At 66.4% G+C, this 26,198-nt stretch carries 23 protein-coding genes; 14 read left to right on the forward strand and 9 right to left on the reverse strand.

Annotation, left to right across the window (positions count from 1 at the left end):
- Positions 1–8 precede the first annotated feature (8 nt).
- Genes AC6H0W_RS04400 through AC6H0W_RS04445 form a run of 10 tightly spaced genes read left to right on the forward strand, consistent with a single transcriptional unit; the run spans position 9 to position 11,721 of the window.
- On the forward strand, positions 9–314 hold the full coding sequence (locus AC6H0W_RS04400; RefSeq protein WP_497575907.1) for an STAS domain-containing protein: 306 nt from the start codon (positions 9–11) through the stop codon (positions 312–314).
- Entirely contained in the window at positions 311–2,509 is a 2,199-nt protein-coding gene (locus tag AC6H0W_RS04405; protein ID WP_497575908.1) for a chemotaxis protein CheA, read from the forward strand. Before AC6H0W_RS04400 ends, AC6H0W_RS04405 begins: the two co-directional genes overlap by 4 nt.
- On the forward strand, positions 2,506–3,099 hold the full coding sequence (locus AC6H0W_RS04410) for a chemotaxis protein CheW (protein ID WP_497575909.1): 594 nt from the start codon (positions 2,506–2,508) through the stop codon (positions 3,097–3,099). Before AC6H0W_RS04405 ends, AC6H0W_RS04410 begins: the two co-directional genes overlap by 4 nt.
- A gap of 3 nt (positions 3,100–3,102) precedes the next feature.
- The gene (locus tag AC6H0W_RS04415; RefSeq protein WP_497575910.1) at positions 3,103–4,728 is read left to right on the forward strand and encodes a methyl-accepting chemotaxis protein; all 1,626 of its coding nucleotides are present in this window, start codon (positions 3,103–3,105) and stop codon (positions 4,726–4,728) included.
- A gap of 6 nt (positions 4,729–4,734) precedes the next feature.
- Positions 4,735–5,283 (forward strand): chemotaxis protein CheW, encoded by a 549-nt coding sequence (locus tag AC6H0W_RS04420; protein ID WP_497575911.1) that lies wholly within the window; start codon positions 4,735–4,737, stop codon positions 5,281–5,283.
- 7 nt (positions 5,284–5,290) lie between these two features.
- Positions 5,291–6,097 (forward strand): CheR family methyltransferase, encoded by an 807-nt coding sequence (locus AC6H0W_RS04425; protein ID WP_497576187.1) that lies wholly within the window; start codon positions 5,291–5,293, stop codon positions 6,095–6,097.
- The gene (locus AC6H0W_RS04430; protein WP_497575912.1) at positions 6,084–6,647 is read left to right on the forward strand and encodes a chemotaxis protein CheD; all 564 of its coding nucleotides are present in this window, start codon (positions 6,084–6,086) and stop codon (positions 6,645–6,647) included. The genes AC6H0W_RS04425 and AC6H0W_RS04430 overlap by 14 nt, the downstream gene beginning before the upstream one ends.
- The gene (locus AC6H0W_RS04435; protein ID WP_497575913.1) at positions 6,644–7,723 is read left to right on the forward strand and encodes a protein-glutamate methylesterase/protein-glutamine glutaminase; all 1,080 of its coding nucleotides are present in this window, start codon (positions 6,644–6,646) and stop codon (positions 7,721–7,723) included. The genes AC6H0W_RS04430 and AC6H0W_RS04435 overlap by 4 nt, the downstream gene beginning before the upstream one ends.
- Entirely contained in the window at positions 7,720–9,873 is a 2,154-nt protein-coding gene (locus AC6H0W_RS04440; RefSeq protein ID WP_497575914.1) for an EAL domain-containing protein, read from the forward strand. Before AC6H0W_RS04435 ends, AC6H0W_RS04440 begins: the two co-directional genes overlap by 4 nt.
- A 15-nt stretch (positions 9,874–9,888) precedes the next feature.
- Entirely contained in the window at positions 9,889–11,721 is a 1,833-nt protein-coding gene (locus AC6H0W_RS04445; RefSeq protein ID WP_497575915.1) for a hypothetical protein, read from the forward strand.
- A 28-nt stretch (positions 11,722–11,749) separates the two neighbouring features.
- Here AC6H0W_RS04445 and soxR read toward each other — a convergent pair whose 3' ends face one another.
- Positions 11,750–12,211 (reverse strand): redox-sensitive transcriptional activator SoxR, encoded by a 462-nt coding sequence (gene soxR / locus AC6H0W_RS04450; RefSeq protein ID WP_497575916.1) that lies wholly within the window; start codon positions 12,209–12,211, stop codon positions 11,750–11,752.
- A gap of 83 nt (positions 12,212–12,294) precedes the next feature.
- Positions 12,295–12,855, reverse strand: a complete 561-nt coding sequence (locus AC6H0W_RS04455) for a TetR/AcrR family transcriptional regulator (RefSeq protein WP_497575917.1) — start codon at positions 12,853–12,855, stop codon at positions 12,295–12,297.
- A gap of 192 nt (positions 12,856–13,047) precedes the next feature.
- On the opposite strand from AC6H0W_RS04455, the gene AC6H0W_RS04460 reads away from it, so the two are divergent.
- From AC6H0W_RS04460 to AC6H0W_RS04470, 3 genes are read left to right on the forward strand one after another with little or no spacing between them, the layout of a single operon-like run.
- Complete coding sequence (locus tag AC6H0W_RS04460) at positions 13,048–14,190, forward strand: efflux RND transporter periplasmic adaptor subunit (protein ID WP_497575918.1); 1,143 nt, start codon at positions 13,048–13,050, stop codon at positions 14,188–14,190.
- Between the two features lie 35 nt (positions 14,191–14,225).
- Entirely contained in the window at positions 14,226–17,366 is a 3,141-nt protein-coding gene (locus AC6H0W_RS04465) for a multidrug efflux RND transporter permease subunit (protein WP_497575919.1), read from the forward strand.
- Between the two features lie 5 nt (positions 17,367–17,371).
- The gene (locus tag AC6H0W_RS04470) at positions 17,372–18,799 is read left to right on the forward strand and encodes an efflux transporter outer membrane subunit (RefSeq protein WP_497575920.1); all 1,428 of its coding nucleotides are present in this window, start codon (positions 17,372–17,374) and stop codon (positions 18,797–18,799) included.
- Positions 18,800–18,823: 24 nt separating this feature from the next.
- Here AC6H0W_RS04470 and AC6H0W_RS04475 read toward each other — a convergent pair whose 3' ends face one another.
- Positions 18,824–19,906: a metal-dependent hydrolase gene (locus AC6H0W_RS04475; protein ID WP_497575921.1), complete on the reverse strand. Its 1,083-nt coding sequence runs from the start codon at positions 19,904–19,906 to the stop codon at positions 18,824–18,826.
- Positions 19,907–20,190: 284 nt separating this feature from the next.
- Here AC6H0W_RS04475 and AC6H0W_RS04480 point away from each other — a divergent pair, with 284 nt between their 5' ends.
- Positions 20,191–20,337 (forward strand): hypothetical protein, encoded by a 147-nt coding sequence (locus AC6H0W_RS04480; protein WP_497575922.1) that lies wholly within the window; start codon positions 20,191–20,193, stop codon positions 20,335–20,337.
- A 70-nt stretch (positions 20,338–20,407) separates the two neighbouring features.
- On the opposite strand, the gene AC6H0W_RS04485 is transcribed toward AC6H0W_RS04480, so the two are convergent.
- From AC6H0W_RS04485 to AC6H0W_RS04510, 6 genes are read right to left on the reverse strand one after another with little or no spacing between them, the layout of a single operon-like run.
- Complete coding sequence (locus AC6H0W_RS04485; protein ID WP_497575923.1) at positions 20,408–21,439, reverse strand: XdhC family protein; 1,032 nt, start codon at positions 21,437–21,439, stop codon at positions 20,408–20,410.
- Complete coding sequence (locus AC6H0W_RS04490) at positions 21,432–22,682, reverse strand: YlbE family protein (protein ID WP_497575924.1); 1,251 nt, start codon at positions 22,680–22,682, stop codon at positions 21,432–21,434. The genes AC6H0W_RS04485 and AC6H0W_RS04490 overlap by 8 nt, the downstream gene beginning before the upstream one ends.
- 1 nt (position 22,683) lies before the next feature.
- Entirely contained in the window at positions 22,684–23,451 is a 768-nt protein-coding gene (locus AC6H0W_RS04495; RefSeq protein ID WP_497575925.1) for an ABC transporter ATP-binding protein, read from the reverse strand.
- Positions 23,444–24,217, reverse strand: a complete 774-nt coding sequence (locus AC6H0W_RS04500) for an ABC transporter ATP-binding protein (protein ID WP_497575926.1) — start codon at positions 24,215–24,217, stop codon at positions 23,444–23,446. The genes AC6H0W_RS04495 and AC6H0W_RS04500 overlap by 8 nt, the downstream gene beginning before the upstream one ends.
- Positions 24,214–25,308: a branched-chain amino acid ABC transporter permease gene (locus AC6H0W_RS04505; RefSeq protein ID WP_497575927.1), complete on the reverse strand. Its 1,095-nt coding sequence runs from the start codon at positions 25,306–25,308 to the stop codon at positions 24,214–24,216. The genes AC6H0W_RS04500 and AC6H0W_RS04505 overlap by 4 nt, the downstream gene beginning before the upstream one ends.
- On the reverse strand, positions 25,305–26,165 hold the full coding sequence (locus AC6H0W_RS04510; protein ID WP_497575928.1) for a branched-chain amino acid ABC transporter permease: 861 nt from the start codon (positions 26,163–26,165) through the stop codon (positions 25,305–25,307). Before AC6H0W_RS04510 ends, AC6H0W_RS04505 begins: the two co-directional genes overlap by 4 nt.
- Positions 26,166–26,198: the final 33 nt, after the last annotated feature.

A 26,198-nucleotide genomic window follows, 5' to 3' on the forward strand; every position in this document is an offset into this window, starting at 1 on the left:
GAGCGAGCATGCATACGCAAACACTCGAAGGCCCGCTGACGATCTTCACCGCGGCCGGGCTGCGTGAAGACTTCGGCCGCTGGCTGCTCGAAGACGGGCCCCTGGAGATCGATCTGGCCGCTGTGGACGAGGTCGATTGCGCGGGGCTGCAATTGCTGGTGATGCTGAAGCGCAGTTGCAACGCCTCCAAGCGTGAGGTGCGCCTCATCAACCACAGTCAGGCGATGGTCGACGCCCTCGAATTGAGCGGGCTGATCGGCTACTTCGGTGACGCATTGCTGACTCGTCCGGGCGGCGTTGGAGCGCTGTCATGAATCTCGACGAAGCCCTGCAAACCCTCATCGCCGAAGGGCGCGAATTGCTCGAAGCCATGGAGCAGGCGCTGCTGGTGATCGAGCAGCAGCCCGACGACGAAGACACCATCAACGCCATCTTCCGCGCGGCGCACACCATCAAGGGCTCGGCCGGTCTGTTCGGCCTGGACGTGATGGTCAAGGTCACGCATGTGGCCGAAAGCGTGCTCGAACGTGTGCGCAACGGCCACCTGCGCGTCGATTCCGATCTGGCCGGCTTGTTCCTTGCGCTGGCGGATCACTTGTCGGCGCAGTTCGACCTGCTCGACGCCGGCGATCCGGTCGAAGGCCTGCCTGCCGAGCTGGATATCCGTCAGGCCGAATTGATCGGGCGCTTCGAGGCCGTTCTGGGCAGTGAGTCACGGCCTGCCGCCGACCTGGTGGTCGAGCGTGGCCCGGTGGAGCGCATCGGTGCCGACAGCGTGGCTTCGGACTGCTGGCACCTGTCGCTGCGCTTCGGCCCGGACACCTTGCGCAACGGCATGGATCCGTTGGCTTTCTTCCGTTACCTGAACACCTTCGGCACCATCCGCCACGTCGAGCCGGTGCTCGAAGCCTTGCCCTATTGGGCCGGTTTCGATGCCGAGAGCTGCTACATCGGTTTCGAGTTGAGCTTCGATACCACGGCCGACAAGAAGGCCGTCGAAGACGCCTTCGAGTTCGTGCGCGAAGACAGCCTGGTGCGCATCCTGCCGCCGCACAGCCGCTCGCTGCACTACCTCGAACTGATCCAGGCCTTGCCCGAGGACGACTACCGGCTGGGCGAAATCCTGGTGCGCTGCGGCTCGCTGACCGACGTCGAGTTGGCGGAGATGTTGCGCCTGCAGCGTGAATCGGATCAGACGAACACGCCCATCGGGCAGATGCTGATCGACGAGAACCTGGTGCACCCCCCGGTGGTGGCCGCAGCCTTGCAACGCCAGAAAGACGGCCAGGCGCAGGCGCGCTCGGCCGAAGCCAGCCTGATTCGCGTGGACGCCGGCAAGCTCGACCAACTCATCAACCTGGTGGGTGAACTGATCATCGCCGGGGCTGGCGCCACGGTGGTGGCCGAGCGCTGCGGCAATGCCGAAGTGGTCGAGGCCAATGGGCTGCTGGCGCGGCTGGTGCAGGAGGTGCGCGATTCCGCGCTCAACCTGCGCATGGTGCAGATCGGCTCCACCTTCAACCGTTTCCAGCGCGTGGTGCGCGACGTGGCGCGCGAGCTCGACAAGGACATCCGGCTGGAGATCAGCGGCGCCGAAACCGAACTCGACAAGACCGTGGTGGAGAAGATCGGCGACCCGCTCACCCACCTTGTGCGCAATGCCGTCGACCACGGCATCGAATCGGCCGCGCTGCGCGTGCAACGCGGCAAACCGGCGCAAGGCACGGTAGAGTTGGACGCCTATCACGAGGCCAGCAGCATCGTCATCGAAGTCGGTGACGACGGTGGCGGACTCGACCCGCAGCGCATCCTGGCCAAGGCCATCGAGCGCGGCATCGTGGCCGAAGGCGCCGCGCTCAGCGAGCCGGAAATCTTCAACCTGATCTTCGAGCCCGGCTTCTCCACCGCCGCCACGGTGAGCAACATCTCCGGCCGCGGCGTCGGCATGGATGTGGTCAAGCGCAACATCACCGCGCTGCGCGGCACGGTCGAGATCGAAAGCGTGCTCGGTCAGGGCACCACCATCCGCATCCGCCTGCCGCTGACGCTGGCGATCATCGACGGCTTCCAGGTGGCCTCGGGCAAGAACGCCTACGTGATTCCGCTGGAAATGGTCGAGGAATGCATCGAACTCGACGGCGTGTCGACTTCCAGCGAGGCCGGGCAGGACTACCTCAACCTGCGTGGCGACGTGCTGCCCTTCGTGCGCCTGCGCAATCTCTTCGAGGAGCCCGGCGAACCGCCGCGGCGCGAGAACGTGGTGGTGGTGAGCTACGCCGGCACGCGTGCCGGGCTGGTGGTCGATCACCTGCTGGGTGAATTCCAGACCGTCATCAAGCCGCTCGGCCGCTTGTTCCACGGTGTGCAGGGCTTGGGCGGCTTCACCATTCTGGGCAGTGGCGAAGTGGCGCTGATTCTGGATGTGGCCGGCCTGCTGCGCATGCTGACCCGAGTCGATTCACATGCCGCGCGTCAGGACAGCCGCGCCCTGCTGGAGGCCTTCTCATGAGCGACGTGATCGAAACCCCGGCGCCGGGTACGGCGCTGGCCACTGTCAGCGCGGCCGACGACGGCCTGCTGCATTACCTCACCTTTTCGCTGGGCGGTCGCCCCTACGCAGTCGAGACCCGGTGCGTGCGCGAGATTCTCGAGCACGGCGGGCTCACGCGCGTGCCGATGATGCCGCCGGTGGTGCGCGGCGTGATGAACCTGCGCGGCGCCGTAGTGCCGGTGATCGATCTGCAGTACCGCCTCGGTGCCGGTGTCACCGCGCTGCATCCGCGTAGCTGCACGGTGATCCTCGAATACACCGATGCGGACGAGAACACCCAGGTGATGGGCGTCATCGTCGATGAAGTGAATGAAGTGCTTGATGTGGCCGCCGAGCAGATTCGCCCGGCTCCGGCCTTCGGCAGCCACGTACGCCCGGAATTCATGCGCGGCATGGCCCGTCTCGGCGAGAGCTTCGTGATGCTCCTGATCGTCGATCAGGTGCTCGACATCCAGGCCTTGGCCCCTCAAGGCCACGAATTTCAGTCCGGCAGCGAAAGCGCCGATCAGCCGGGCCGACCGGTCATCGAATTACCCAAGGAGCAGTGACCCATGTTCAAGAATATGCGAGTGGCGACCAAGCTTGGCCTCGGCTTTGGCTCGGTGGTGGCCCTGTTGGTGCTGGCAACCGTGCTGGGGATCATGCGCATGAGCGCGATCAACGATGCCAGCGATTACATCGTGGGAGACCGCTACCCCACGGTTCAGCAAGCCAACATCCTCAAGGAAGAAACCTTGAATCAGGCGCGCTTCGTGCGCGATCTGATCGTGCGGGAGGATTCCGCATCGCGTCAGACCAACCGAGAATTGATCCAGGCCAGCAGTGAACGCCGCCGGAATGCCGCGGAGGAATTGCAGAACAGGATCACCTCGGCGCGTGGCCGTGAGCTGCTGGCTCGCGTGAATGCCGGTCGCGCGGTACTGAACCAGCGTTACGAAGAGCTCTTCACTCTGGTCAACGATCGGCAGCAGGCGAACGCGTATCTCTATGCGCAGATCATCCCGGCCAACAACGAATTGCTCGCTGCTGCACAGGCAATCGCCGATTTTCAGAGCTCGCTGATGGATCAGGCTTCGGCAGATGCGACGGTCTTGTACGAGAGTGCCCGCATGCAACTGATCATCATCGGCGCTATCGCTGCGCTGGTTTCCATGCTGCTCGCATGGCTGATCACGCACACCTTGCTGCGTCAGCTCGGTGGCGAGCCGTCCTATGCAGCAGAGGTGGTCACGCGCATCGCCGAGGGTGACCTCACGGTGCAGGTGAATACCCGCCCGGGCGATACCGGCAGCATGCTGCTGGCCATCAAGAGCATGTCCGAGCGCCTCGCGCAGATCATCTCCGAGGTGCGCAGTTCGGCCGATTCGCTGGGCAGCGCGTCGGAAGAAATTTCCGCCACCGCCCAGAGCATGAGCCAGTCGGCCTCCGAACAGGCCGCGTCGGTGGAGGAAACCTCGGCTTCGATGGAGCAGATGTCCGCCTCCATCGCGCAGAACACCGAGAACGCCAAGGTCACCGACGGCATGGCCTCCAAGGCCGCACGTGAAGCAGGCGAGGGTGGCGAGGCGGTGTCCGAAACCGTCAAAGCCATGAAGACCATCGCCGACAAGATCAGCATCGTCGATGACATTGCCTACCAGACCAACCTGCTGGCGCTCAACGCGGCCATCGAAGCGGCCCGCGCCGGCGAGCACGGCAAGGGCTTCGCGGTGGTGGCCGCCGAGGTGCGCAAGCTGGCCGAGCGCAGCCAGGTGGCGGCGCAGGAGATCGGCGAAGTGGCCGCTTCCAGCGTGTCGCTGGCCGAACGCGCTGGCACCCTGCTGCAGGAGATCGTGCCGTCGATCGCCAAGACTTCCGATCTGGTGCAGGAGATTGCGGCCGGTTCGGAAGAGCAGAGCAGTGGCGTGAGCCAGATCAACACCGCCATGAGCCAACTCAGCCAGATCACCCAGCAGAGCGCCTCGGCCTCCGAAGAGCTGGCCGCCACGGCTGAAGAGATGAGCGGTCAGGCCGAGCAGTTGCAGCAACTGATGGAGTTCTTCCGCCTGCGCAATGCCGCCGCAGCACGCCCGGTGGCTGCCGAGGCACGCAACACCATCCGTGCCACAGCACCGGCGCGCGAGACGGCGGCCGCTTCGGGCGGCGCCGTGACAGGGTTCGTGCGCTTCCAGGAGTAAGCCGTCATGAGGGCATTGAAGGTCACCCAGCAGCGCAAGGCCGGGGGCGAGGCCAACCAGCAATACCTCACCTTCCGGCTGGGCGAGGACACCTTTGCCGTGCCCACCGTGTGCGTACGCGAGATCATCGAGCTCGGTCGGCTGACGCAGGTGCCGCGCCTGCCGCCGAGTATCCGCGGGGTCATCAACCTGCGAGGCCGCGTGGTGCCGGTGATCGAGCTGCGCCGTCGGCTCGATCTGGCCGCCGTCGAGGTCGGCCGGCGCGCCTGCATCGTGATCATGGAGATCGCCGCGGGCGCAAGCCGCGAGCCGGCGGTGGTCGGCTTCATCGTCGATACCGTCAGCGCCGTGCTGGAGATTCCGGCCGGGGCCATCGATGCCTCGCCCGAATTCGGCGCCGGGGTGGATGCCGAGTTCGTGCTCGGCATGGCCAAGCTCGACGAAGGGCTGGTGATCCTGCTCGACATCTCGAAGGTGCTCGATACCCGCGAAGTCGAGCGCCTGGTCGAAGTGGCGCGCCGCGAGGCCGTGCCGGCCGAGCAGGCGGGGAGCTGAAGTCGTGATGATCCAGCTTTCCGATCAGGAGTTCGGCGGCTTTCGCAGCTTCATTCACCGCGAGGCCGGCATTCATCTGCAGCCGACCAAAAAGCCGCTGGTGGCCGGGCGTCTGCTCAAGCGCGTGCGCGAGCTGTCAATGCCCAGCTATGGCGATTACCTCAAGCACATCGAGCGTGATGCGGCGGAGCGCCAGTTGGCGGTCGATCTGCTGACCACCAACGAAACCTATTTCTTCCGCGAGCCCAAGCACTTCGACTTCCTGCGCGAAGTGCTCGGCGGGCCGTGGGCGCAGCGCCCCAGCCTGCGTATCTGGAGCGCAGCGTGCTCCAGCGGGCAGGAGCCCTACACGCTGGCCATGGTGCTCGACGAGATGCGCGGCAGCCGCGGCTGGGAAGTGCTGGCCACCGACATCAGCACGCGCGTGCTGGAGAAGGCGCGTACCGGCATCTACCCCATCGCCGCCGCCGAGTCGGTGCCGGTGGCGTATCGCAAGCGCTACTGCCTGCGTGGCGAGGGCAAGAACATTTCGCTGTGCATGGTCGATCCGGCGCTGGCGAAAAGGGTCGAATTCCGTCAGCTCAACCTCAACGAGCGCTTGCCCGCAGTGGGCCAGTTCGCGGTGATCTTCCTGCGCAACGTGATGATCTACTTCGATGCCGACACCAAGCGACGCATCGTCGAGCGGCTGGTCGAGCATCTCGAGCCGGGCGGCTATCTGGTCATCAGCCACTCCGAGAGCCTGCACGGCCTGGTCGATTGCGTGCAGCCGGTGCGCCCGTCGATCTACCGCAAGCCCGATGTCGCACGCTGATGCCAACACCGCGTTGAAGGCCCCTGCGGAGCATGAGCCGCCGGGCGTGCTCGACGTGTTCCTGCGACCCGGCGACCTGTACTTCGGTGACCGGGCCACGCGCATGCGCACGCTGTTGGGTTCGTGCGTGTCGATGGTGATCTGGCACCCCACACGCCTGCTCGGCGGCATGACGCATTTCATGCTGCCGGGGCGCCGTCCGCCGCGGCCGGAAGGCCATCCCTACGATGGCCGTTACGCAGATGAAGCCATGGAGATGCTGCTGGATGAAGTACGCCGCAGCGGTGCGCAGCCGCGCGAGTTCCGTGTCGGATTGTATGGCGGCGGCCGCATGTTCGTGGTGCCGCAGGGCGGGCGCATGGCCCGCATCGGCGAAGACAACGTGCGCATTGCACGCGAGTTGCTGAAGCGGCACGCCTTGATGCCGCACGAGGAGCATCTGGGCGGTGACGGACACCGCACGGTGCTGTTTGAGGTCTGGAACGGCAGGGTGATGATGCGCAAGCCGCCGTCACGGTTGCTCGACGCTGCGGTGCGAGGCATCCAATGAAGCAGGTGAAGGTAATGATCGTCGACGATTCGGCGGTCGTGCGGCAGGTGTTGTCGGGGCTGCTTGAGCAGGACCCGCAGATCCACGTCATCGGCACCGCGTCCGACCCGCTGTTCGCGCTGTCGAAGATGGAGCGCGAGTGGCCGGACGTGATCGTGCTGGATGTCGAGATGCCGCGCATGGACGGCATCACCTTCCTGCGCAAGCTGATGGCCGAACGCCCCACGCCGGTGGTGATTTGCTCGACGCTCACCGCCGAGGGCGCGGCCACCACGCTGCAGGCCTTGTCGGCCGGTGCGGTGAGCATCGTTTGCAAGCCGCAGGTGGAACTGCGCCGCTTCCTGACCGACGCGGGGGATGAGCTGCGCCACGAGGTGAAAGCCGCCGCGCGCGCCAACCTGCGCCATATCGCTCCGCCGCCGGCGCAGGCTGTTGCCGCTCTGCAAGCGGTGCGTTCGCCCGCCGAGCCGGTGGCCATGTCGCGCACCACCGACCGGGTGGTGGCCATCGGCACCTCGACCGGCGGCACGCAAGCGCTCGAACACATCCTGCGCGCCTTGCCCGAGGTGTCGCCCGGCATGGTGATCGTGCAGCACATGCCCGAGAAATTCACCGCGGCATTCGCCGAGCGGCTCGACCGCGTGTGCCGCATCACCGTCAAGGAAGCCGCCAACGGCGACCGAGTGCGCTCCGGCATCGCGTTGATCGCACCCGGCGGCCGCCACATGCGGCTGGTGCGCAATGGCGCGCAGTATCACGTCGAGGTTTTCGATGGCCCGCTGGTGAGCCGCCACCGTCCGTCGGTGGATGTGCTGTTCCGCTCTGTTGCCAAGACGGCCGGGCGAAATTCCGTCGGCATCATCATGACCGGTATGGGCGACGACGGCGCGCGTGGCCTGCTGGAGATGCGTCAGGCCGGCGCCCGCACCTTCGGCCAGGACGAGGCCACCTGCGTGGTGTACGGCATGCCGCGTGAGGCCTTCAAGCTTGGCGCAGTTGAGGCCGAGGTGCCCCTCGCCGGCCTGTCGCGGGTGATTCTCGACAACGGATTCGATAGCGGGAGACGTGCCGGATGACGACGAACGGGCGGCTGCGCTTGCTGGTGCTGGAAAGGGACGCGGCTCAAGTCGAGTTGGTGTCACGTGCCGCTTCGGTGGCGGACTGGGAGGCCCGCACGGTTGGCGACAGCGCCCGCTTCTTCGAACAGCTCGACAACTGGCAGCCGCACTGCGTGCTGCTCGACCTGGTCATGCCGGCCGGCGACGGCGTGCACATCATGCAGGATCTGTCACGCCGGCTGTTCGACATGCCGCTGATCCTGACCAGCGCGTCCGGCAAACACATGCTCGAAGCGGCCGGACGTTCGGCGCGCGAGCAAGGGCTGGCGGTGGTGGGGCTGCTGCCCAAACCCTTCATGCCCAATCTGTTGCTGGGCCTGCTCGGGCGAGTGGCGGCCGGTGGCGTGCGGCGTCGGCCGCGCGCGGCCGTGTGCTCGCCCGAGCGTGCCGACCTCGAAAAGGCCATCCGCGACGGCGAGCTGTATGCGGTGTATCAGCCCAAGATCTCCGCACGCACCGGCGCTTTGACTGGCTTCGAGGCCTTGGCGCGCTGGCGTCACCCGGAGCGTGGCGAGGTCGGGCCGGATGTGTTCATTCCGGCAGCCGAGGCCTATGGCCTCATCGACGTATTGACCGAGTACATCTTCGACGAGGCGCTGACCTGGTTCGGTGGCCTGTGCGGCAGTCTGCCCGGGGCCGGCCTGTTGCTGGGCGGGCTGCGGCCGGCGGAGCTCACCCTGTCGATCAACCTGTCTGCCATCAGCCTGACGGCGGAAGGAGCGCTGCGCGGGCTTGAGCCGCGTTGCCGTGCGGCCGGCGTGTCGCCCTCGCAGGTGGCGCTGGAGATCACCGAAAGCAGCGCCACCAGCCGTCCGCTGGAGTCGCTCGAACTGCTCGCGCGGCTGCGTGCGCAGGGCTTCCGCCTGTCCATCGACGATTTCGGTATCGGCTATTCGTCGATGTCGCAACTGGTGCGTCTGCCCTTTTCCGAGATCAAGATCGATAAATCATTCGTCATGAATGCGGCGGATTCCGAGACCTCGCGCAGCGTCTGCCACGCGCTGGTGATGCTCGGTCACAGCCTGGGCATGCGCGTCACCGCAGAAGGCGTCGAAGATGCCGAAACGCAGGAATACCTCGTCGATCTGGGCTGCGACTTCCTGCAGGGCTACTTCATCTCGCGCCCGCTGCAGGCGGCGATGGTGATGGACTGGATTCGCTCGCTGGCGGTCAGAAACGAGCAACGTCGCCTCGCCGCCCTGCGACGCCTGGTCTTTCTCGAGAGCGATGCGTCGGATCAACGCTTTGCGCGCATCGTCTCGCTTGCGCGCACCTTGCTGGGCGTGAAGGTCGCCGCCATCCAGATCGTCGATCACAACACCGTGTGGCCGCGTGTGACCGAAGGTGCAGAGCTGCTGCCGCAGTCGCGCGCCAAGGCCTTGTGTGCGCGCTGCGTGGCGGATGGGGTGCCGGTGATCGTCGGAGATCTGCGCCGGCATCCTGGTGATGCCGGTCAGCCGCCATCACTGGCTTCACGGACCATGCGGTTTTACGCGGCGGTGCCCTTGCATGCACCCGAGGGTGAAGTGGTGGCTACCTTATGCGTGCTCGACGATCGGCCGCGCGTGCTTGGCGAAGAGGCGCACTTCATGCTTAATGAACTGGGGCTGATGGCCGAGCTGGAACTGGCCGGCAGCGCCGATGCCGCCCCACCGACACCGGCTGTGCCAATGGATGAGCGTGCATTCTGGGTGCGTGCGCGTGCCTTGCTGTCGCTGGCCGAGCGTGCCGGACGGTGCGCAACGCTGTTGCTGCTCGACGGGCTCTGCCCCGCGGAGCTCGATCCACAGGACCGCGGGCGGGCCGAGCGGGTGGTGGCCGTGTGGTCGCAAGCTGATCTGATCGGAACGCTTTCCGACGGCCGTTTCTGCGTGCTGACCATCGATGCCGAGGATGCGATTGATGCTCGTCTGGCCGCATTGGCCGAGGCGATACGCGACGATGACGGGCTTGCTGCGCCCGGATTCAAGCTCGGGCGGGTGTGCTCGCGCGAGTTGGACGAGGGAGATGTCGACCGCCTGCACCGCATGCGCATGGCCGCCGAGCTTGGTCTGCTGCGGGCCGGCGGAGTGGCGCACCCGCGCCGTCTCGGCATGCGTAGCGCCTGATCGTTGGAGCATTGAATGCCTGCCCATTGTCGGGTCTTGCTGTGCGCTCGCCCCGGTGTCGACACCGAGGCGCTGCAGGATCTGGTCGGCGCTTCGACCGGAGTGCCGGCGGATCTGGTCTGCGACGCTGAAAGCCTCGCGGCCGTGTTGCCGGCGGTCGAGCCGGATCACCTGATCTTTGACGCATCCCTGCCGGCCTGCACGCTGGAGGCCATGCTGTGCACCCTCGACCCCAGCACGTCCGGCGCATGTTGCCATTTCTTCGGCGCGCCTTCCGTGCGTGGCCTTGGCGCCATCGTCGCGGCGCTCGCTCGTGGGGTGGCAGTGGGCCTCATCGTGCCCGCTCTGCCTTCGGTGGGCGAAGTCGGCCGCATGATCGGCTCCGTCACCGGCGGCCGTGAATGGCGCGGTCCCGCCGAAGCCCTGCGCTTGCTGCCGGAGGTGCAAGTGGGTACGGGCCGCCTTACCGGTTTCGTGGTCACGGCCGGGCGCATGCAGCAGGGGGAAGACCCGGCCGCCGAAGCGCAGCGCCGCGTGCTGCAGGCCATCGAGTGGCTGGCCGAAAGGGGAGTGGATCGGCGCGTGGGCGCCACGCATCGGCTTGATTTGCTGTTGCCCGTGCAATCGGATGCCGTGGATGGCAGTTGGTGGCCATCGCGTGCGCGCGATTACGCCATCGCCTTCGGTCTCATGCCACGGCAACTGGTGTTCGAGGTGCATGTCGGCGAGACGCCTGCGGAAAGCCGACCGGCGGCCGTGGCGACGCTGCTCGATCAGGGCTTTCGGGTGGATGTGGTGTGCCGCGGTGTGCGTGGCGAACAGCGCACCCGGCTGGAGCGCACCGAGGTGGCGCTCGACCGCCCGGGCAGACGCAAGCGCAAGGGCACGCCGCTACCTGGCCCGGGCTTGCCCGGCTCTGCTCAGTCGTTGCACCCCTCTGCTCGCGCCGACAGCGCGTTCGGGCGCTGGATGTCGGCAGACGATGCCGGCGCATGGACGGCATTGAGACTGGAGCTTGCCGAGCGGCGGCGCGTGGCCGAATTGTCCGCATTGCTGGCAGACGGCGTGAAGGACGACGTGGATCGCATGCTGCGTCTCGCCCAGCGGGCCTTCAATGTGCCGTGTGCAATGGTGAGCCTGTTCGACGGCGAGCGGCGTTGGTCGGTCTACGCCACCACCACCGAAGACCACACTCTGCCGGACGAATTGTGCGCTCTGCACGACAAGGTGCTGATCGACGGTGGCGCGCTGCAACTGTCGGATGCGTGCGACCCTGAGCATGGCGGTGAATGGTGTTTTTACGCCGGGGCGCCGCTGCACCTGCGCAGCGGCGAGGTGTTCGGGGTGCTTGCCGTTGCCGGGCCGAACCCGCGACCGTACGGCGAGAAAGACCGCCTGCTGTTTGCCGAGGTGGTACGCATGGTCGAGAGCGAGCTGCTGGCGCGCCTGCGCGATGCAGGCGGCACGAGCCTTCCTTCGGCTGAACCGCAGCGTGCCATGCTTGAACGTGTCAGCGAGGTGCTCGGCACTGCAGCACTGTTCAGGCTCGACGTGGGCGTGCTCTACGTGCAGGGCGCAACAGCCAGCGAGGCGTACGCCGTGCAGACGGCGCTGCGTGAATCCTGCGGCACGCCGGAGCTGGTCGAGCGCTTGCCCAATGGAGACTGGCTGTGCGTGCTGGTGGGGGCCGATGAGGCCGGGATGCGCTTTGCCGAGTTGGGGCTGTGCGGGCGGCTCGCGTCTGCCCGAAAGGATGGCGAGGCACAGCCGTTGCTGTGTCAGTGGCGTCGTGTGGTACCGGGGCAGATCGACGACGTGCTGCAGTGGATTGTCTCGGGCGAGCACTGAGTACATGGCGCCCGGCAGGGGCCGATGTTCAGGGCCGTTCGAGCACGCGGGCGCCAGGGCCCTCGTTGGCGAGAATGTCTTGCGGGTTGCGCAAGGGGCAGTCGTCGAGCGACAGGCAACCGCAGCCGATGCAGCGGTCCAGCTCATCACGCAGGCGCGTGAGTTTCTGAATGCGTTCGTCCAGCATCGCGTGCCAGCGCGATGACATCTCCTGCCATTGCGCAGCACTCAGTTTGGTGTCGGCCGGGTAACGGCTCAGCGCCTGTCCGATCTCCTCCAGCGGAATGCCGGTGCGCTGCGCCACCTTGATGATGGCCACATGGCGCAGCACGGCCGGCGCAAAGCGGCGCTGGTTGCCGTGGCTGCGTGTGCTGTGAATCAAGCCTTTCGACTCGTAGAAGTGCAGCGTGGAGACGGGCACGCCGCTGCGTCGCGCCACCTCGCCCACTGTCAGCGAGCGGCTGGCCTCGTGAATGTCCCTCTTCGGCATGAGCTTGACCTCAACTTAAGTTGAGGTTTTATAGTGCGCCGCGATTCGTGCTGCAAGCTTTTCGCGCGTTGCTGCAACGCGCCTCAGTTCCGGGTGCGGGTGCCGTCGAGCAGGGCGCTTTCGATCAGTTCTGCCAGACCCACGCGTGCGATGCGCCCGCGACGCTCGGCGTCGAACAGGCCGATCAGCAGATTGATGAAGATTTCCGCGAGTGCGGGCGCACTGATGTCGATGCGGAACACCCCGGCTTGCTGGCCGCGCAGGAAGAAGGCGTCCAGCGCTTTGTCCCACTCGACATCCAGGCCGGCTGTCGTGTTGGCGTCTTTCCAGTAGTGCATCAGGAAGACGGTCAGCTCGCGGTTCTCCAGATGGCCGGCGATGAGTTTGCGCAGGGCGTCGAGTGGCGGTGTGGTGTCGAGGTGAGCGGCGGCGATGACTTCGGAGACGACGTGACCACTGTGCGTTGTGAGACGGTCGATCAACGCCTGCCGCGTTCGACAGTAACGGTAGAGGGTGGCTTTGCTGATGCCGATGGCGCGAGCGAGCTCCTGCAGCGAGGCGCGCGGCTGATTCACCAGCGCCATGGCCAGTGAAATCAGGATGCGGTTGTCTTCTACCTCAGTGACAGGTTGGGAAGTTGGCATGTCATTTCCACGTTCAGTGTGCCGACGAATCGTACTGGATTCGGTTTCCGGTGCGCAGCAGTGGTGCGTCAAAAGCTGCGGGTTTTGTTCAAAAAGATTAACAGTCGATTCTTGTGAATCAAAATCGATTCAAATGAGCCTTTATGTTAGCATTCGCTCCGTTTTAGGCTCAAACACATATGGGTGTCGAAAATGAGAACAGCAGGGAAGCTGCGCTTGGCGCTGTCGGTCGGTGCATTGGTTCTGGTGGCCGGTTGCGGTCGCAGCGGAGACGGCACACCGCCGCCGCAGGACGCCAAGCCGGTCGAGGTGGTCGAAGTGCGCCCGCGTGCGCTTGAACTGGTGAGCGAACTGCCGGGCCGCATTGAGCCCGTGCGGGTGGCCGAAGTGCGCGCGCGCGTTCCCGGCATCGTGCTGAGCCGTAAATTCGAGGAAGGGGCTGAAGTGAAGGCGGGCGATCTGCTGTTCGAGATCGACCCGGCACGCTTCAAGGCCGAGTTGTCGCGCGCTCAAGGCGAGTTGGCACGCGCCGAAGCCACGTTGCAGGAGACGCAGGCGGTGGCCAGGCGCTATGGCCCGTTGGTGGAGATCGAAGCCATCAGCCCGCAGGATTTCGAGGCCGCCGAGGCGGCCTTCAAGAGTGCCCAGGCAGCGCGTCAGGTGGCGCAGGCCAGTGTCGAGGCGGCCAAACTCGATCTGCAATACGCCAGTGTGCGCGCCCCCATCTCCGGGCGCATTGGCCGCGCCTTGGTGACCGAGGGCGCGCTGGTGGGGCAAAACGAAGCCACCCCGTTGGCGGTGATCCAGCAGCTTGACCCGGTGTATGCCGACTTCAAGCAACCGGTGGCCGAGGTATTGCGCCTGCGCGAGGCCATCGAAGACGGCCGTCTGGCGCAGAACGACGGCGCCGTGCCGATTTCGGTGGCCGTGGAGGGCACGCGTCACACGCGTGAGGGTTCGCTGCTGTTCTCCGACGTGACGGTGGATCGCTCGACCGGTCAGGTGTCGCTGCGCGGCGAAGTGGCCAACGCTGACGGTCTGCTGCTGCCCGGCATGTATGTGCGTGTTCGCGTGGCGCAAGGCACCGACCCGCAGGCCATCGTGGTGACGCAGCGCGCAGTGCAGCGCGGCCCGGACGGCAATGGCCGGGTGCGCGTCGTCGGTGCGGATGACGTGGTCGAAGACCGCGAAGTGCACACCGGCGTGATGGTTGGTTCCGAGTGGCACATCGTCGATGGGCTGAAGGCAGGTGACCGGGTGATCGTCGGCGGCAGTGCTGCGGCCGGCGAAACCGTGCGCATTGCCAACCCGCCCGCTGAAGCGGCTGCGCGCTGAGCCTAAGGGCACGGCGTTTTACCAAGGATCACGAAATGTCCCGATTTTTCATCGATCGCCCCAACTTTGCGTGGGTGATCGCCATTTTCATCACGCTGGCCGGCGTGCTGGCGATTCCGTCGCTGCCGGTGTCGCAGTACCCGGTGGTGGCGCCGCCGCAGATCACCATTGCCGCCACCTACCCCGGCGCTTCGGCGACCACAGTGGTCGACTCGGTGGTGAACGTCATCGAAGAAGAGCTCAACGGTGCCAAGGGGATGCTGTATTACGAATCCTCCAGCAGCTCGGCCGGCAGTGGCGAGATCACCGTTACCTTCGCACCGGGCACCAATCCCGATCTGGCACAGGTGGACGTGCAGAACCGCATCAAGCAGGCGGAGGCACGCTTGCCGCAGTCGGTGATCCAGCAAGGCCTGCAGGTCGAGCAGGCGAGTGCCGGCTTCCTGCTGATCTACACGCTGCGTTTTGCGGATGGGCACAACGGCGGCGATGTGGTCGAGCTGGCCGACTTCGCAGTGCGCAACGTCAACAACGAAATCCGCCGTGTGCCGGGTGTTGGCAAGGTGATGTTCTTTGCCTCCGAGCCCGCCATGCGTGTATGGCTGGACCCGCAGAAGCTCGTCGGATACGGCCTGTCGGTGAATGACGTGAACGCCGCGATTTCCGCGCAGAACGTGCAGGTGCCGGCAGGCAGCTTTGGCGGCCGGCCCGGCAGCGGTGAGCAGGAGCTGACCGCCACCATTGCGGTGAAAGGCATGCTGGATACGCCCGAAGAGTTCGGCCGCATCGTGCTGCGCGCCAATCCGGACGGCTCGCGCGTGCGGCTGTCGGACGTGGCGCGCCTGGAAATCGACCGGCAGGATTTCCAGTTCGATATCCGCGACGGCGGGCGCAAAGCCGTGGGCGCGGCCGTGCAGCTCAGCCCCGGTGCCAACGCCCTGGCTACCGCCGAAGCCGTGCGTGCGCGGCTCGATGAGCTGTCGGTCGGGTTCCCGAGCAATATCGAATATGCCGTGCCCTACGACACCTCGGGCTTCGTCGATGCCGCCATCAACAAGGTGGTGATGACGCTGCTGGAGGCCGTGGTGCTGGTGTTTCTGGTGATGCTTCTGTTCCTGCAGAACCTGCGCTACACGCTGATTCCGACGCTGGTGGTGCCGGTGTGTCTGGCTGGCACGCTGGCGGTGATGTATGGCCTGGGCTTTTCGGTGAACATGATGACCATGTTCGGCATGGTGCTGGCCATCGGCATTCTGGTGGATGACGCCATCGTGGTGGTCGAGAACGTCGAGCGCATCATGGCGGAAGAAGGCCTGCCGCCGCGCGAGGCCACCATCAAGGCGATGAAGCAGGTGTCCGGCGCCATCGTCGGCATCACCATGGTGCTGACAGCGGTGTTCCTGCCGCTGGCGTTCATGAGCGGTTCGGTGGGGGTGATTTACCAGCAGTTCTCGTTGTCGCTGGCGGTGTCCATCCTGTTCTCGGGCTTCCTCGCCTTGACCTTCACGCCGGCCCTGTGCGCCACGCTGCTCAAGCCGATCCCGCAGGGGCATCACGACGAAAAGCGCGGCTTCTTCGGCTGGTTCAACCGCTGGTTCGCCCGTCTCACGCAACGCTTCGAGTGGCTCAGCTCAGTGCTGGTGCGGCGCACCGGCCGCTACATGCTGATCTACGCGGTGATCGCGGCGATCCTGAGCTTCTTCTATCTGCGCCTGCCCGAATCCTTCGTGCCGGTGGAGGACCAGGGTTATTACATCGTCGACGTGCAATTGCCGCCGGGCGCCACGTACAGCCGCACCGAGAAGGTGGCCGATCAGCTCGACGAGTACCTGCTGGGCCGCGAGGCCACGGCCGCCAACGTCATCGTGATGGGCTGGAGCTTCTCCGGCATGGGGCAGAACTCGGCCATCGCCTTTCCGACGCTTACCGACTGGTCCGACCGCAAGCAGTCGGCCAGCGATGAGGTGCGGGCTTTCAGTGCGCACTTTGCAAACTTCACCGATGCGCAGTTGATGGCGGTGGAGGCACCGCCCATCGAAGGCCTGGGCAACGCCGGCGGTTTCGCACTGCGCTTGCAGGACCGTGGTGGCGTAGGTCAGAAGGTGCTGACCGAAGCGCGCAACCAGTTGCTGCAAAAGGCCAACACCTCGCCGATGTTCGCCTACGCGGCGATGGAAGGGCTGGAGGATGCGCCGCAGTTGCGCCTGAACATCGACCGTGACCAGGCCGAAGCGCTGGGCGTGGGCTTCGGCACCGTCAGCTCGGCCCTGTCGACGGCGTTCGGCTCGGCCGTGCCGGCCGACTTCGCCAATGCTGGCCGCCTGCAACGCGTGGTGGTACAGGCCGATGCAGGCGAGCGCATGACGCCCGAGGCCATCCTGCGTCTGCAGGTGCCCAACATGCAGGGCGAACTGGTGCCGCTGTCGTCGTTCGCCACGGCCACGTGGGAAAGCGGGGCGGTGCAGATCTCGCGCTACAACGGTTATCCGGCGTACAAGATTTCGGGCGACGCCGCGCCGGGCTACAGCACCGGGCAGGCCATGGCAGAGCTGGAGCGCATCATCGCCGAGCTGCCGGAAGGCATCGGCTACGAGTGGACGGCGCTGTCCTACCAGGAGCGTCAGGCCGGCACGCAGGCGCCGTTCCTGTTCAGTATCGCCATTCTGGTGGTGTTTCTGCTGCTGGTGGCTTTGTACGAGAGCTGGGCCATCCCTGCCTCGGTGATGCTGATCGTACCGATCGGTGCATTGGGTTCGGTGCTGGCGGTGACGGTGTTGGGCATGCCCAACGATGTGTACTTCAAGGTCGGCCTGATCGCCATCATCGGCCTGTCGGCGAAGAACGCCATCCTGATCGTCGAATTCGCCCGCAGCTTGTACCAACAGGAAGGGCGCCCGCTGCTGGAGTCGGCAGTGGAGGCGGCACGCCTGCGCTTCCGCCCGATCATCATGACCTCGATGGCCTTCACCTGCGGCGTGATCCCGCTGGCAATCGCCTCCGGCGCGGGCGCGGCAAGCCAGCAGGCCATCGGTATCGGCGTCATCGGTGGCATGCTCAGCGCCACGCTGCTGGGGGTGTTCTTCGTGCCCGTCTTCTTCGTCTGGGTGTTGTCGCTGTTCAAGCGCGGCAAGCCGCAAGACACATCTGCGCAAACCGCGCGCACGGCGGAGGAATGAACACCATGCAAACCACAAAGCAAACTTCGCCGTGCCGCACTGCGCTGAGCGCGCTGGCTTTAGCCCTCGTGCTGGCCGGCTGCTCGATGGCGCCGAAGTACGAGCAACCGGCCGCGCCGATCCCCATGCAATGGGGCGAGTCACAAGTTGACGACGCGCGGGCGTCCGCCGCCGCCACGCTCGACTGGCAGGATTTCGTCGTCGACCCGCAACTGCGCGGGCTGGTCGAAACCGCACTGGCCAACAACCGCGACCTGCGCCAGACCTTGCTCAACGTGGAGGTTGCGCGCGCGCAGTACCGCGTGCAGCGCGCCGACCGCCTGCCCGGCTTCGAGGCGCAGGGCAGCGGCACGCGCCAGCGCGTACCCGCGGACATGGGCAGCACTGGCCGCTCCGAGGTGCAAAGCCAGTGGCAGGCCGGCGTGGGGCTGGCGGCATTCGAGCTTGATCTGTTCGGCCGCGTGCGCAGCCTGTCGGACGCGGCACTGCAGGAATACCTGGCCACCGAAGAGGCGGCGCGCGGTGCGCGTATCAGTCTGGTGGCGGAAGTCATTCAGGCCTATCTGGTGCGTGACGGCGCATTGCGCCGGCAGCAGCTCACGCAGCAGACGCTGGAATCACGCGAGGCCTCGCTGCGCCTGATCGAGCGTCGGCGCGAAGCTGGAGCCTCGACCGCACTGGAGGCTCAGGAAGCCGTGGGGCTCACCGAGCAGGCGCGCGCGGAATTCGAGCGTGCCGAGCGCGAAGTGCGTCAGGCCGGCAATGCCTTGCGGCTGCTGACCGGCGTAGCGGATGTACCGCTGCCGCGAACGCCGGGGCCGGATCTCGTGCTGGTGCAGGACATCGCTGCCGGCGCACCGTCCGAGTTGCTGGTGCATCGTCCCGACATCGCCGCGGCCGAGCATCAACTGCGCAGCCGCAATGCCAGCATTGGTGCGGCGCGTGCGGCGTTCTTCCCGCGCATCACGCTCACCGGGCTGTTCGGCAGCGCCAGTGCTGAGCTTTCCGACCTGTTCTCATCCGGGCAGCACGCGTGGTCGTTCATGCCGCAGATCACGCTGCCGATCTTCGACGCTGGCCGCAACCGCGCCAACCTCGACATCGCCAGCCTGCGCCGCGACATGGCGGTGGCCGGGTATGAGCAGACCATCCAGAGCGCATTCCGCGATGTGGCCGACGCACTGGCCGCCACCGAAACGCTGTACCGCGAGGAGGCCGCGCGCGACAAGCTGGCGACCTCCAGCAGCGAGGTGTTGCGCCTGTCCGAAGCGCGTTACCGCGCCGGAGTGGATAGCCATTTGCGCTATCTGGATGCACAGCGCAACGCCTTCGCCAACCAGATGAGCCTCATCGATGTGGCAACGCAGCGTCAGTTGGCGCTGGCGGGCTTGTTCCGGGCACTCGGAGGCGGCTGGCGCGGGGCGGACTCGTAACGCGCAGCGGACGAGGCGGCGCGCTCACTGCAGCAGGCGCACCCCTTCGTCCGTGCGTTCGAACAGCGTCCATTTGTCGTCGCCTTCGCACAGACCGAAGCGGAACGGGATGCCGTCACGGCCGGGGGTTTCGAAGCGCAGGTCGCGGAAGTTGGCGCACACGCCGTGTTCTTCGCTGGCCGGCTCCATGTGGTCGAACACCGGAAACATGGCGAACCAGCGGAAGAATTCGAAGGCTTCGGCGCTCCACACGCGGCGTGCCGCGTCGGACGCTTCCGGGGTGCCGAACATCGGTACGACTTCCCATTCGGCCATCCCGATCGGCAGATAGGGTGCCGAGTAACGCCGCAGGAAATTGTCATCGGGGCTGGCTTCCAGCGCCTCGCTGCGGCGCGTGTTGAGGTGCGCGTAGTGGTAGTTGTCGCCATCGAAGACGATGGCCGTCCAGTTGAAGGGCGAGGCCGGGCGCGGCGCTGCATCCACCGCCACCACCGTGATGCCTTCGCGCTGGGCGTAGGCCTCGGCGGCGTCGATGGCTTCCAGGCGCGCATGCGCGCTGTTCCCCACCCAGGCCACCAACGCGATGCTGGCGACCGCCGCCGGCACGCGGCTCTTGCGCCACACCGCGCTGGCAATGAGGCCTGCCAGCACGATGCCGCTGATGCCCAGGTCGATGATGAAGGTGGTGCCGAAGCCGAAGCGCCAGTCGGTCAGCGGCGAGAACATCATCGTGCCGAACTGGGTGATGAGGTCGCCGACGATGTGGATCAGCAGCGACACGCAGGCGAACGAATACAGGTTCTTCCAGCCCGGTTGCGGCTGGCCTGGCCGGTGCACCAGCCGGAATACGCCCGCCATCACCCACGCAATCAGCAAACCCCACAGCGGCAACAGCAGCAGTGAATGCGTCACCCCGCGGTGACCGCGCAGATAGGCCATTTCCGAAATGAAACCGAGCACGAAATCGCTGTCGGGAAAGGCCGCCGCAATGGTGCCGACCGTGACGGCCTGCCAGATGGCCGGCCGGTTGGGATGGTTGGTGTCGGCCGGGCGGGCGCGCAGGCGCGCGACGAGCGCGCCGGAAAGGGCGTGGGTGATGGTATCCATGGCGGTTTCGGACGTTGCGGCGGTGAATTCGTTCCGGTCGTGGCCGGCAAATGATAGCGGCGCTTCGTTGCATGCGATGTGACAGCGCGCCTTGGCGTGGCGCGAAACCTGCTTGAGAAGGCAAGTGTCCCTCGACGCTGCGAGCCGTTTCCCGCTCCATGCCTGGCGAAACCCCTTGCTGAAGCGTCGAGGTGGCCGTTTTCACGCACCCGCACGGGGCGCGCCAGCCACGGGTTTCACGCCCATGGTGCGCCGCGCCACGTGATCTTTTGGAGGCCTCTGCGATGAAGCTCAAAGTCTTGGTGCCCGATGTGCTGGCGGCGCTGCGCCGCTGGATTTCCGACAAGTCGGTGGCGACCCCGAAGCACCGCGAAAAGAGTCGTCCGCTCGATCAGAACTCCGAGCTGGTTCCGCCTTTTCCGCCGTTCTGAAAAGTGCTGCTCAGAAACTAAAAGGCCCGCATTCAGATGCGGGCCTTTTCATGCATGACTGCGCGCAGCTTCAGTCATTCAATGCAGGGCAGGTGGGTGCTTCGGCGGTGGGCACGCCGAGCCGGCGCTTGACGTCGGCTACCGCCATGGCACCGAGCGCATGTTCCGCGCCGTTGCGGACGGCCACCAGTTCGGCGGCAATCGACACCGCAATTTCGGCCGGCGTGCGGCTGCCGATGTAGAGCCCCACTGGACCGCGCAGTGCGGCCACTTGAGCGCCATCCAGATCGAACAACTGCAGCCGCTCGCGGCGCGCCTCGTTGTTGCGGCGCGAGCCCAAAGCGCCGACATAGAAGGCGGGCGAGCGCAGCGCTTCCATCAGTGCCAGATCGTCGAGCTTGGGATCGTGCGTCAGGGCCACGACGGCCGTGCGCGCATCCGGCTGCATGGCCATCACCACGTCGTCCGGCATGTCGCGCGTGAGTGTGGTGCCGGGCACGTTCCACTCTTCGTTCCATTCCTCACGCGGGTCGCACACGGTGACGGCGAAGTCGAGCGATTGCGCGATGCGCGCAAGGCTCGCCGACAAGGCGCCGGCGCCGATCAGCAGCAGGCGGTAGCGCGGGCCGAATACGCTGGTGAGCGTGTGTTCGTCGAAGGCCAGCCCGTCGGGCGCTCCGCCCTCATTCAGCTTCCAGCGCCCGCTGGCGAGGTCGAGCGTGCGCGACAGCGTGCGTCCGGCGCGCAGGGCGCCGAGCAAGGTCGTCAGCGGTGCGAGGTCGGCCAGCGGCTCAAGCACGAGCTCCATCGTGCCGCCGCAGGGTAGCCCGAAGCGGCGAGCCTCTTCGGCGCCGACGCCGTAGCGCACGACTTGCGGTGCTGCGGGCAGGCCTTCGCTGCGCAGGCGGTCGATCAGGTCGTCTTCGATGCAGCCGCCGGACACCGAGCCGACGGCGCGGCCGTCGTCGCGCAGCGCCAGGAGCGAGCCGGGCGGGCGCGGCGACGAGCCCCAGGTGCGCACCACGGTGGCGAGCACCACGCGGCGGCCGGCGGCGAGCCAGCCGTGGGCGCGTTCGAGCACTTCGAGGTCGAGGCTATCCATGGGCGGAGACTCCTGCGTTGAGCACCCACGCGGCTTCCTGGAAGAGGGATGTGGGGGCGGTGAACACGCCGCGGCCGAGCAGGCCTTGACGGGCGTCGCGGTCGAGCATGGCAATCAGGGCGCGTGCGGGGTGCGGACTGGCGGCGATGGCGGTGGCGTCGAGGGCGGCCCAGCTCACGCCAGTCGCCTCCGACCTGCCAGAGGGCAGTTGATGCGAGCGTGCCTGTTCCGGCCACTGCGCAGGCAGCCATGGTTGCAGTGCGGCGCGCAGTTCCGGCACGGCGCTGCCCAGCGCATAGGCGCCGAATCCGGCAGCGTCGATGGCGCCGCTGTCGCCGGCCATGGGCGCGGGCAGGGCGAGGTTTTCGGGGTCGATGAAGGGGCCGGCGGGCGGCGTGGCCGGGGCGGTCCACCAGCGTTGCGGATCGCCCGCGAGGCGAATGCCGCAGTCGCGACCGTTGCCGGAGAAGCCGACCACCAGGGTCGATAGTGGGTCGCTGCCGTCGTTGGCGGCGGTGTCGAGGGCCAGATGGCAGGCGGCCATCCACAGGGTCAGGAAGAACAGCGGGGTTGCCCCGAGCATGGCGTCGATGGCTGCGCCTTGCGGCAAGGCCGGCAGACGCGGCGCAAGCTCGGCATGCAGCGCGGCGTTGGCGCCGTTGCAGCGGGCGTGCAGTTCATCACCGGCGGCGAGGCCGATGGCGGCGAGGCGGCCGAGGTCGATGGGGCCTTGCGCCAATGCCAGGGCAAGTTGCGGGCCGAGCACGTCGTCACGCCAGGCGAGTCGCTCCAGCACCGCCGCCTGACGCGTGCCGAAGCGGATCTGCGGGCCGGCACCGCTGCCCAGTGGCGACCACGCCCGACGGCGGTTGCCGGGGGTTCGGTCGCACACTTCGACGAGCATGGTGGCAGGCGAAATGACGGCGGCCAGCGGCGTGACGGCACCGAACTCCTGCGCCGGGTGCAAGGTGACGCTGCCGGAGCGGATCAGCGCCTCGGCAGCGGCCTCGTCGGCGGCCCAGCCTTCGTGCAGGCAGCACAGCACGGCCGAGGCCAGAATCGGTGCCGGTAAGCGCAGAGGGTCTCCCAGCGGCGGGCCGGCGTGCAGCAGCGCGCGGCCGGTAAGGCCCAGCGCTTCGCGCGCCGGTCGCACGCCGCACCACGCCGGGCGCACCGCAGCCATGCGGGCGAGGGCTGCGGCGTTGGCACTGCCGCCGGAGGGGGTAGTGTCCGAGCCGTCCATGTCAGATGCCCATGTAGGCGCGGCGTACGCGCGGGTCGGCGGCCAACGTCTCGGTGCTGCCCGACAATGACACACGGCCCGTTTCGATGACGTAGCCGTAGCTGGCCAGATCGAAGGCGGTGAGCACGTCCTGCTCGACGAGCACGATGGTGAGCCCCTTGCGGTTGATCTCGACCAGCGCCTGCCCGAGCAGGTCGACCGCGCGCGGCGCGAGGCCGAGCGACAGTTCATCCACCAGCAGCAGTTGCGGGCGCGACATGATGCCGCGGCCGATGGCGCACATCTGCTGTTCGCCACCGGACAGCGTGGTGGCGTCCTGCTTCTGGCGCTCCTTGAGGATGGGGAACATCGAGTAGACGAATTCCAAGTCGTGCTCGATATCGGCGCGGCTGTCGTTGCGCAGATAGGCGCCGAGCAGCAGGTTGTCGCGGATCGACAGGCCCTTGAACAGGCGACGCCCTTCCGGCACGTGGGCGATGCCCGCGCCCAGCATGCGGTCCGGCCCCAGGCCGGTCATGTCCTGGCCGGCGAACTCGATGCGCCCGGCACGCGGCGGCACCATGCCCGAGATGGTGCGCATCAGCGTGGATTTACCCGCGCCGTTGGAGCCGACGATGCAGGTGATGGCGCCGTTGCGGATTTCGAGATCGATGCCCCACAGCACTTGCACGTCGCCGTAACCGGCTTCGAGCCCCTGGATGCTGAGAAGCGGGCGGGTGACCTCTGCGGACGTGCCGGCGGGAAGGTCGAGAACGGCTTGCTCAGACATGAGCCTGCTCCTTTTCGGATTTTTCGGCGGCCAGACGTGCGGCGAACTTGCTGCCCAGATAGGCCTCGATCACGCGCGGGTCTTCCATCACGGCGGATGGGTCGCCCTGGCTGATCAGTTCGCCGTGATGCAGCACGAGGATGCGGGTCGATAGCGAGGTAACGACCTTCATCAGATGCTCGATCAACAGGATCGTGATGCCGCGCGAGGCGATGGTGCGCATCAGCTCCAGTGCCTTGTCGATCTCGGCGGTGTTCAGACCCGCATTGACCTCGTCGAGCAGCAGCAGCTTGGGCTTCATCGCGAGGCTCTTGGCCAGCTCCAGGCGCTTGCGCGAGGGCAGCGTGAGCGCCGTGGCCGGGCGGTGCGCCTGGTCGATCAGGCCGACGAACTCCAGATGCTCGAGCGCTTCTTCTTCGGCCTGGCGACGTGTCGAAGCCTGGCCGGCGAACAGCGCGCCGGCCGCGACGTTGTCGAGCACCGTCATCTGCGGGAAGGGCTGCACGATCTGGAAGGTGCGTGCCAGACCACTGCGTGCGGCCTGCCACGGGCGCTGGCTGGTGACGTCGCGGCCGTTGAAGACGATCTTGCCGGCGCTCGGGCTGAGCACGCCGGTGATGAGGTTCACCAGCGTGGTCTTGCCCGCGCCGTTGGGGCCGATCAGGCCGACGATCTCGCCTTCGTCCAGCGTGAAGCTGACGTCTTGCGTGGCCTTCAGGCCGCCGAAGGATTTCGACAGGTTGGTGACTTCAAGAAGGTGGCTCATGAGCGTGCCTCCTGCGTGCGGGCGAAGGCCGCCTTGTCACTTTCCGGCTTGGCTCCGGCGACGGGTTTGGCCGGCGCCGGCGGTGGCGTGGGGGTGGCCGCAGGCGGCGGGGTTTCGCTGCCCGGCTTGCCGCCGAACACGCGACGGAACATGCCGCGGTAATCGATCTTGATGAAGCCGCCCGGCAGGAACAGCAGCAGCAACACGATGACCGCGCCGAGAATCGCCTGGTTGTAGTTGAGGAAGTGCACCCAGATGGTTTCTTCCATCAGCACGAAGGCGGCGGCGCCAATGACCGGGCCATACACCGTGCCGATGCCGCCCAGCATCACCATGGCCGGCACTTTCAGCGTCAGCAGGATGCTGAAGGCGTCCGGCGGGGCGATGTACGACACCCACGAGGCGTAGATGGCACCCACCGTGCCGCAGAACACTGCGGACAGCGTGAAGGCGATGGTCTTGTAGCGGTTCACCTGTACGCCGACCATGTCGGCGGCATCTTCGTTCTGGCTGATGCAGCGCAGGCCGAAGCCCAGGCGCGAGCGGTCCACCCACAGCGTGACCAGCCACACCAGCACCATGGTGACGAGCATCGAGTACAGGAACACGCGGCCGGCAAAGTCCGGGCCGCCGGCCAGGATCGGCACGTTGAGGCCTTCGCCACCGCCGGTGACGCTGCGCCACAGCGAAGCGATCTGGTGCAGCACTTCGATCAGCGCGATCGAGCCCACCGCAAAGTAGTGCCCCTTCATGCGCAGGATGCCGGCGCCGATGGCCATGGCGCACAGCGCCGTCACCACCGTGGCGCACACCCACGCCAGCACCATCGGCATGCCGGCGTTCTGCAGCACGGCGCCGGTATAGCTGCCCAGGCCGACGAAGGCCGCGGTGGCGAAGGACGGGTAGCCGGTGAAGCCGCCGATGAAGTTCCACGACAACGCCAGCGCCGTGTACATCGCCACGAAGGTGGCCAGCCGCACGAAATAGTTGTCACCCAGGAAAGGCATGGCGGCGAGCAGCACCACCCATGCGACGAAGACAGTGTGGGCAGGGCGGATGCCGCTGCGTTTAGTGGTTTGCGCGCTCATCATTCGTACCCCTTCTTGCCGAGCAGGCCGGTGGGGCGAACCATCAGCAGCGTGAGCATCACCAGTGCGCCGATCAGGATGGCGTACTGCGCGCCGAGCCAACTGGCACTGAAGCTCTCGATCAGGCCCAGTGCCAGGCCACCGACCAGCGCGCCGGGCACGCTGCCCAGACCGCCGATGACGCACACCACGAACGCTTTGCCGAGCAGCAGCCCGGTGACGTTGGTGGTGATCGGGAACACGAAGGACAGCAGCGCGCCACAGGCACCGGCCATCATCGCGGAGATGCCGAAGGTGATGGCATATACGCGGTTGACCTTGATGCCCATCAGCGAGGCGGCATCGCGATCCATGCGCACGGCGACGATGGCGCGGCCGATGCGCGAGGTGCGCAGCACGTAGAACAGCAGGCCCGTCATGGTCAATGCCAGAAGCATGGCCAGAACGCGGTCCCACGGCAGGATGATGCCGCCGATGGCGATGCTGCCCATGTCGAGGATGACGCTGCGCGGCGTGGCCTCGAAGAACACGTTCATGTAGTTGTACAGGATCATGTCGAGGCCGAAGGTCAGCGTCAGCGTGATGAGCACGGGTTTCGTGACCACGCGGTTGATCGCGAAGTACTGGATCAGGAAGCCGATCACGAACAGCAGTGCCGCCACGAAGAACAGCGTCACGAAGGGGCTGGCGCCGAGCAGCGACCAGGCGAAGAAGGTGAGGTAGCCGCCCAGCACGATGAACGAGCCGTGCAGCATGTTGATGACGTTGAGCACGCCCCACACCAGCGAGAAGCCTACGGCGATGCAGGCGTAGAGCGCGCCCAGCATCAAGCCGTTGACGATTGTTTGCAGGATATCCATGTCCTTTCCCGGAATTTGAGACTCAGTGCCCGC

It is taken from the genome of Pseudazoarcus sp. NS20, from assembly GCF_059703745.1.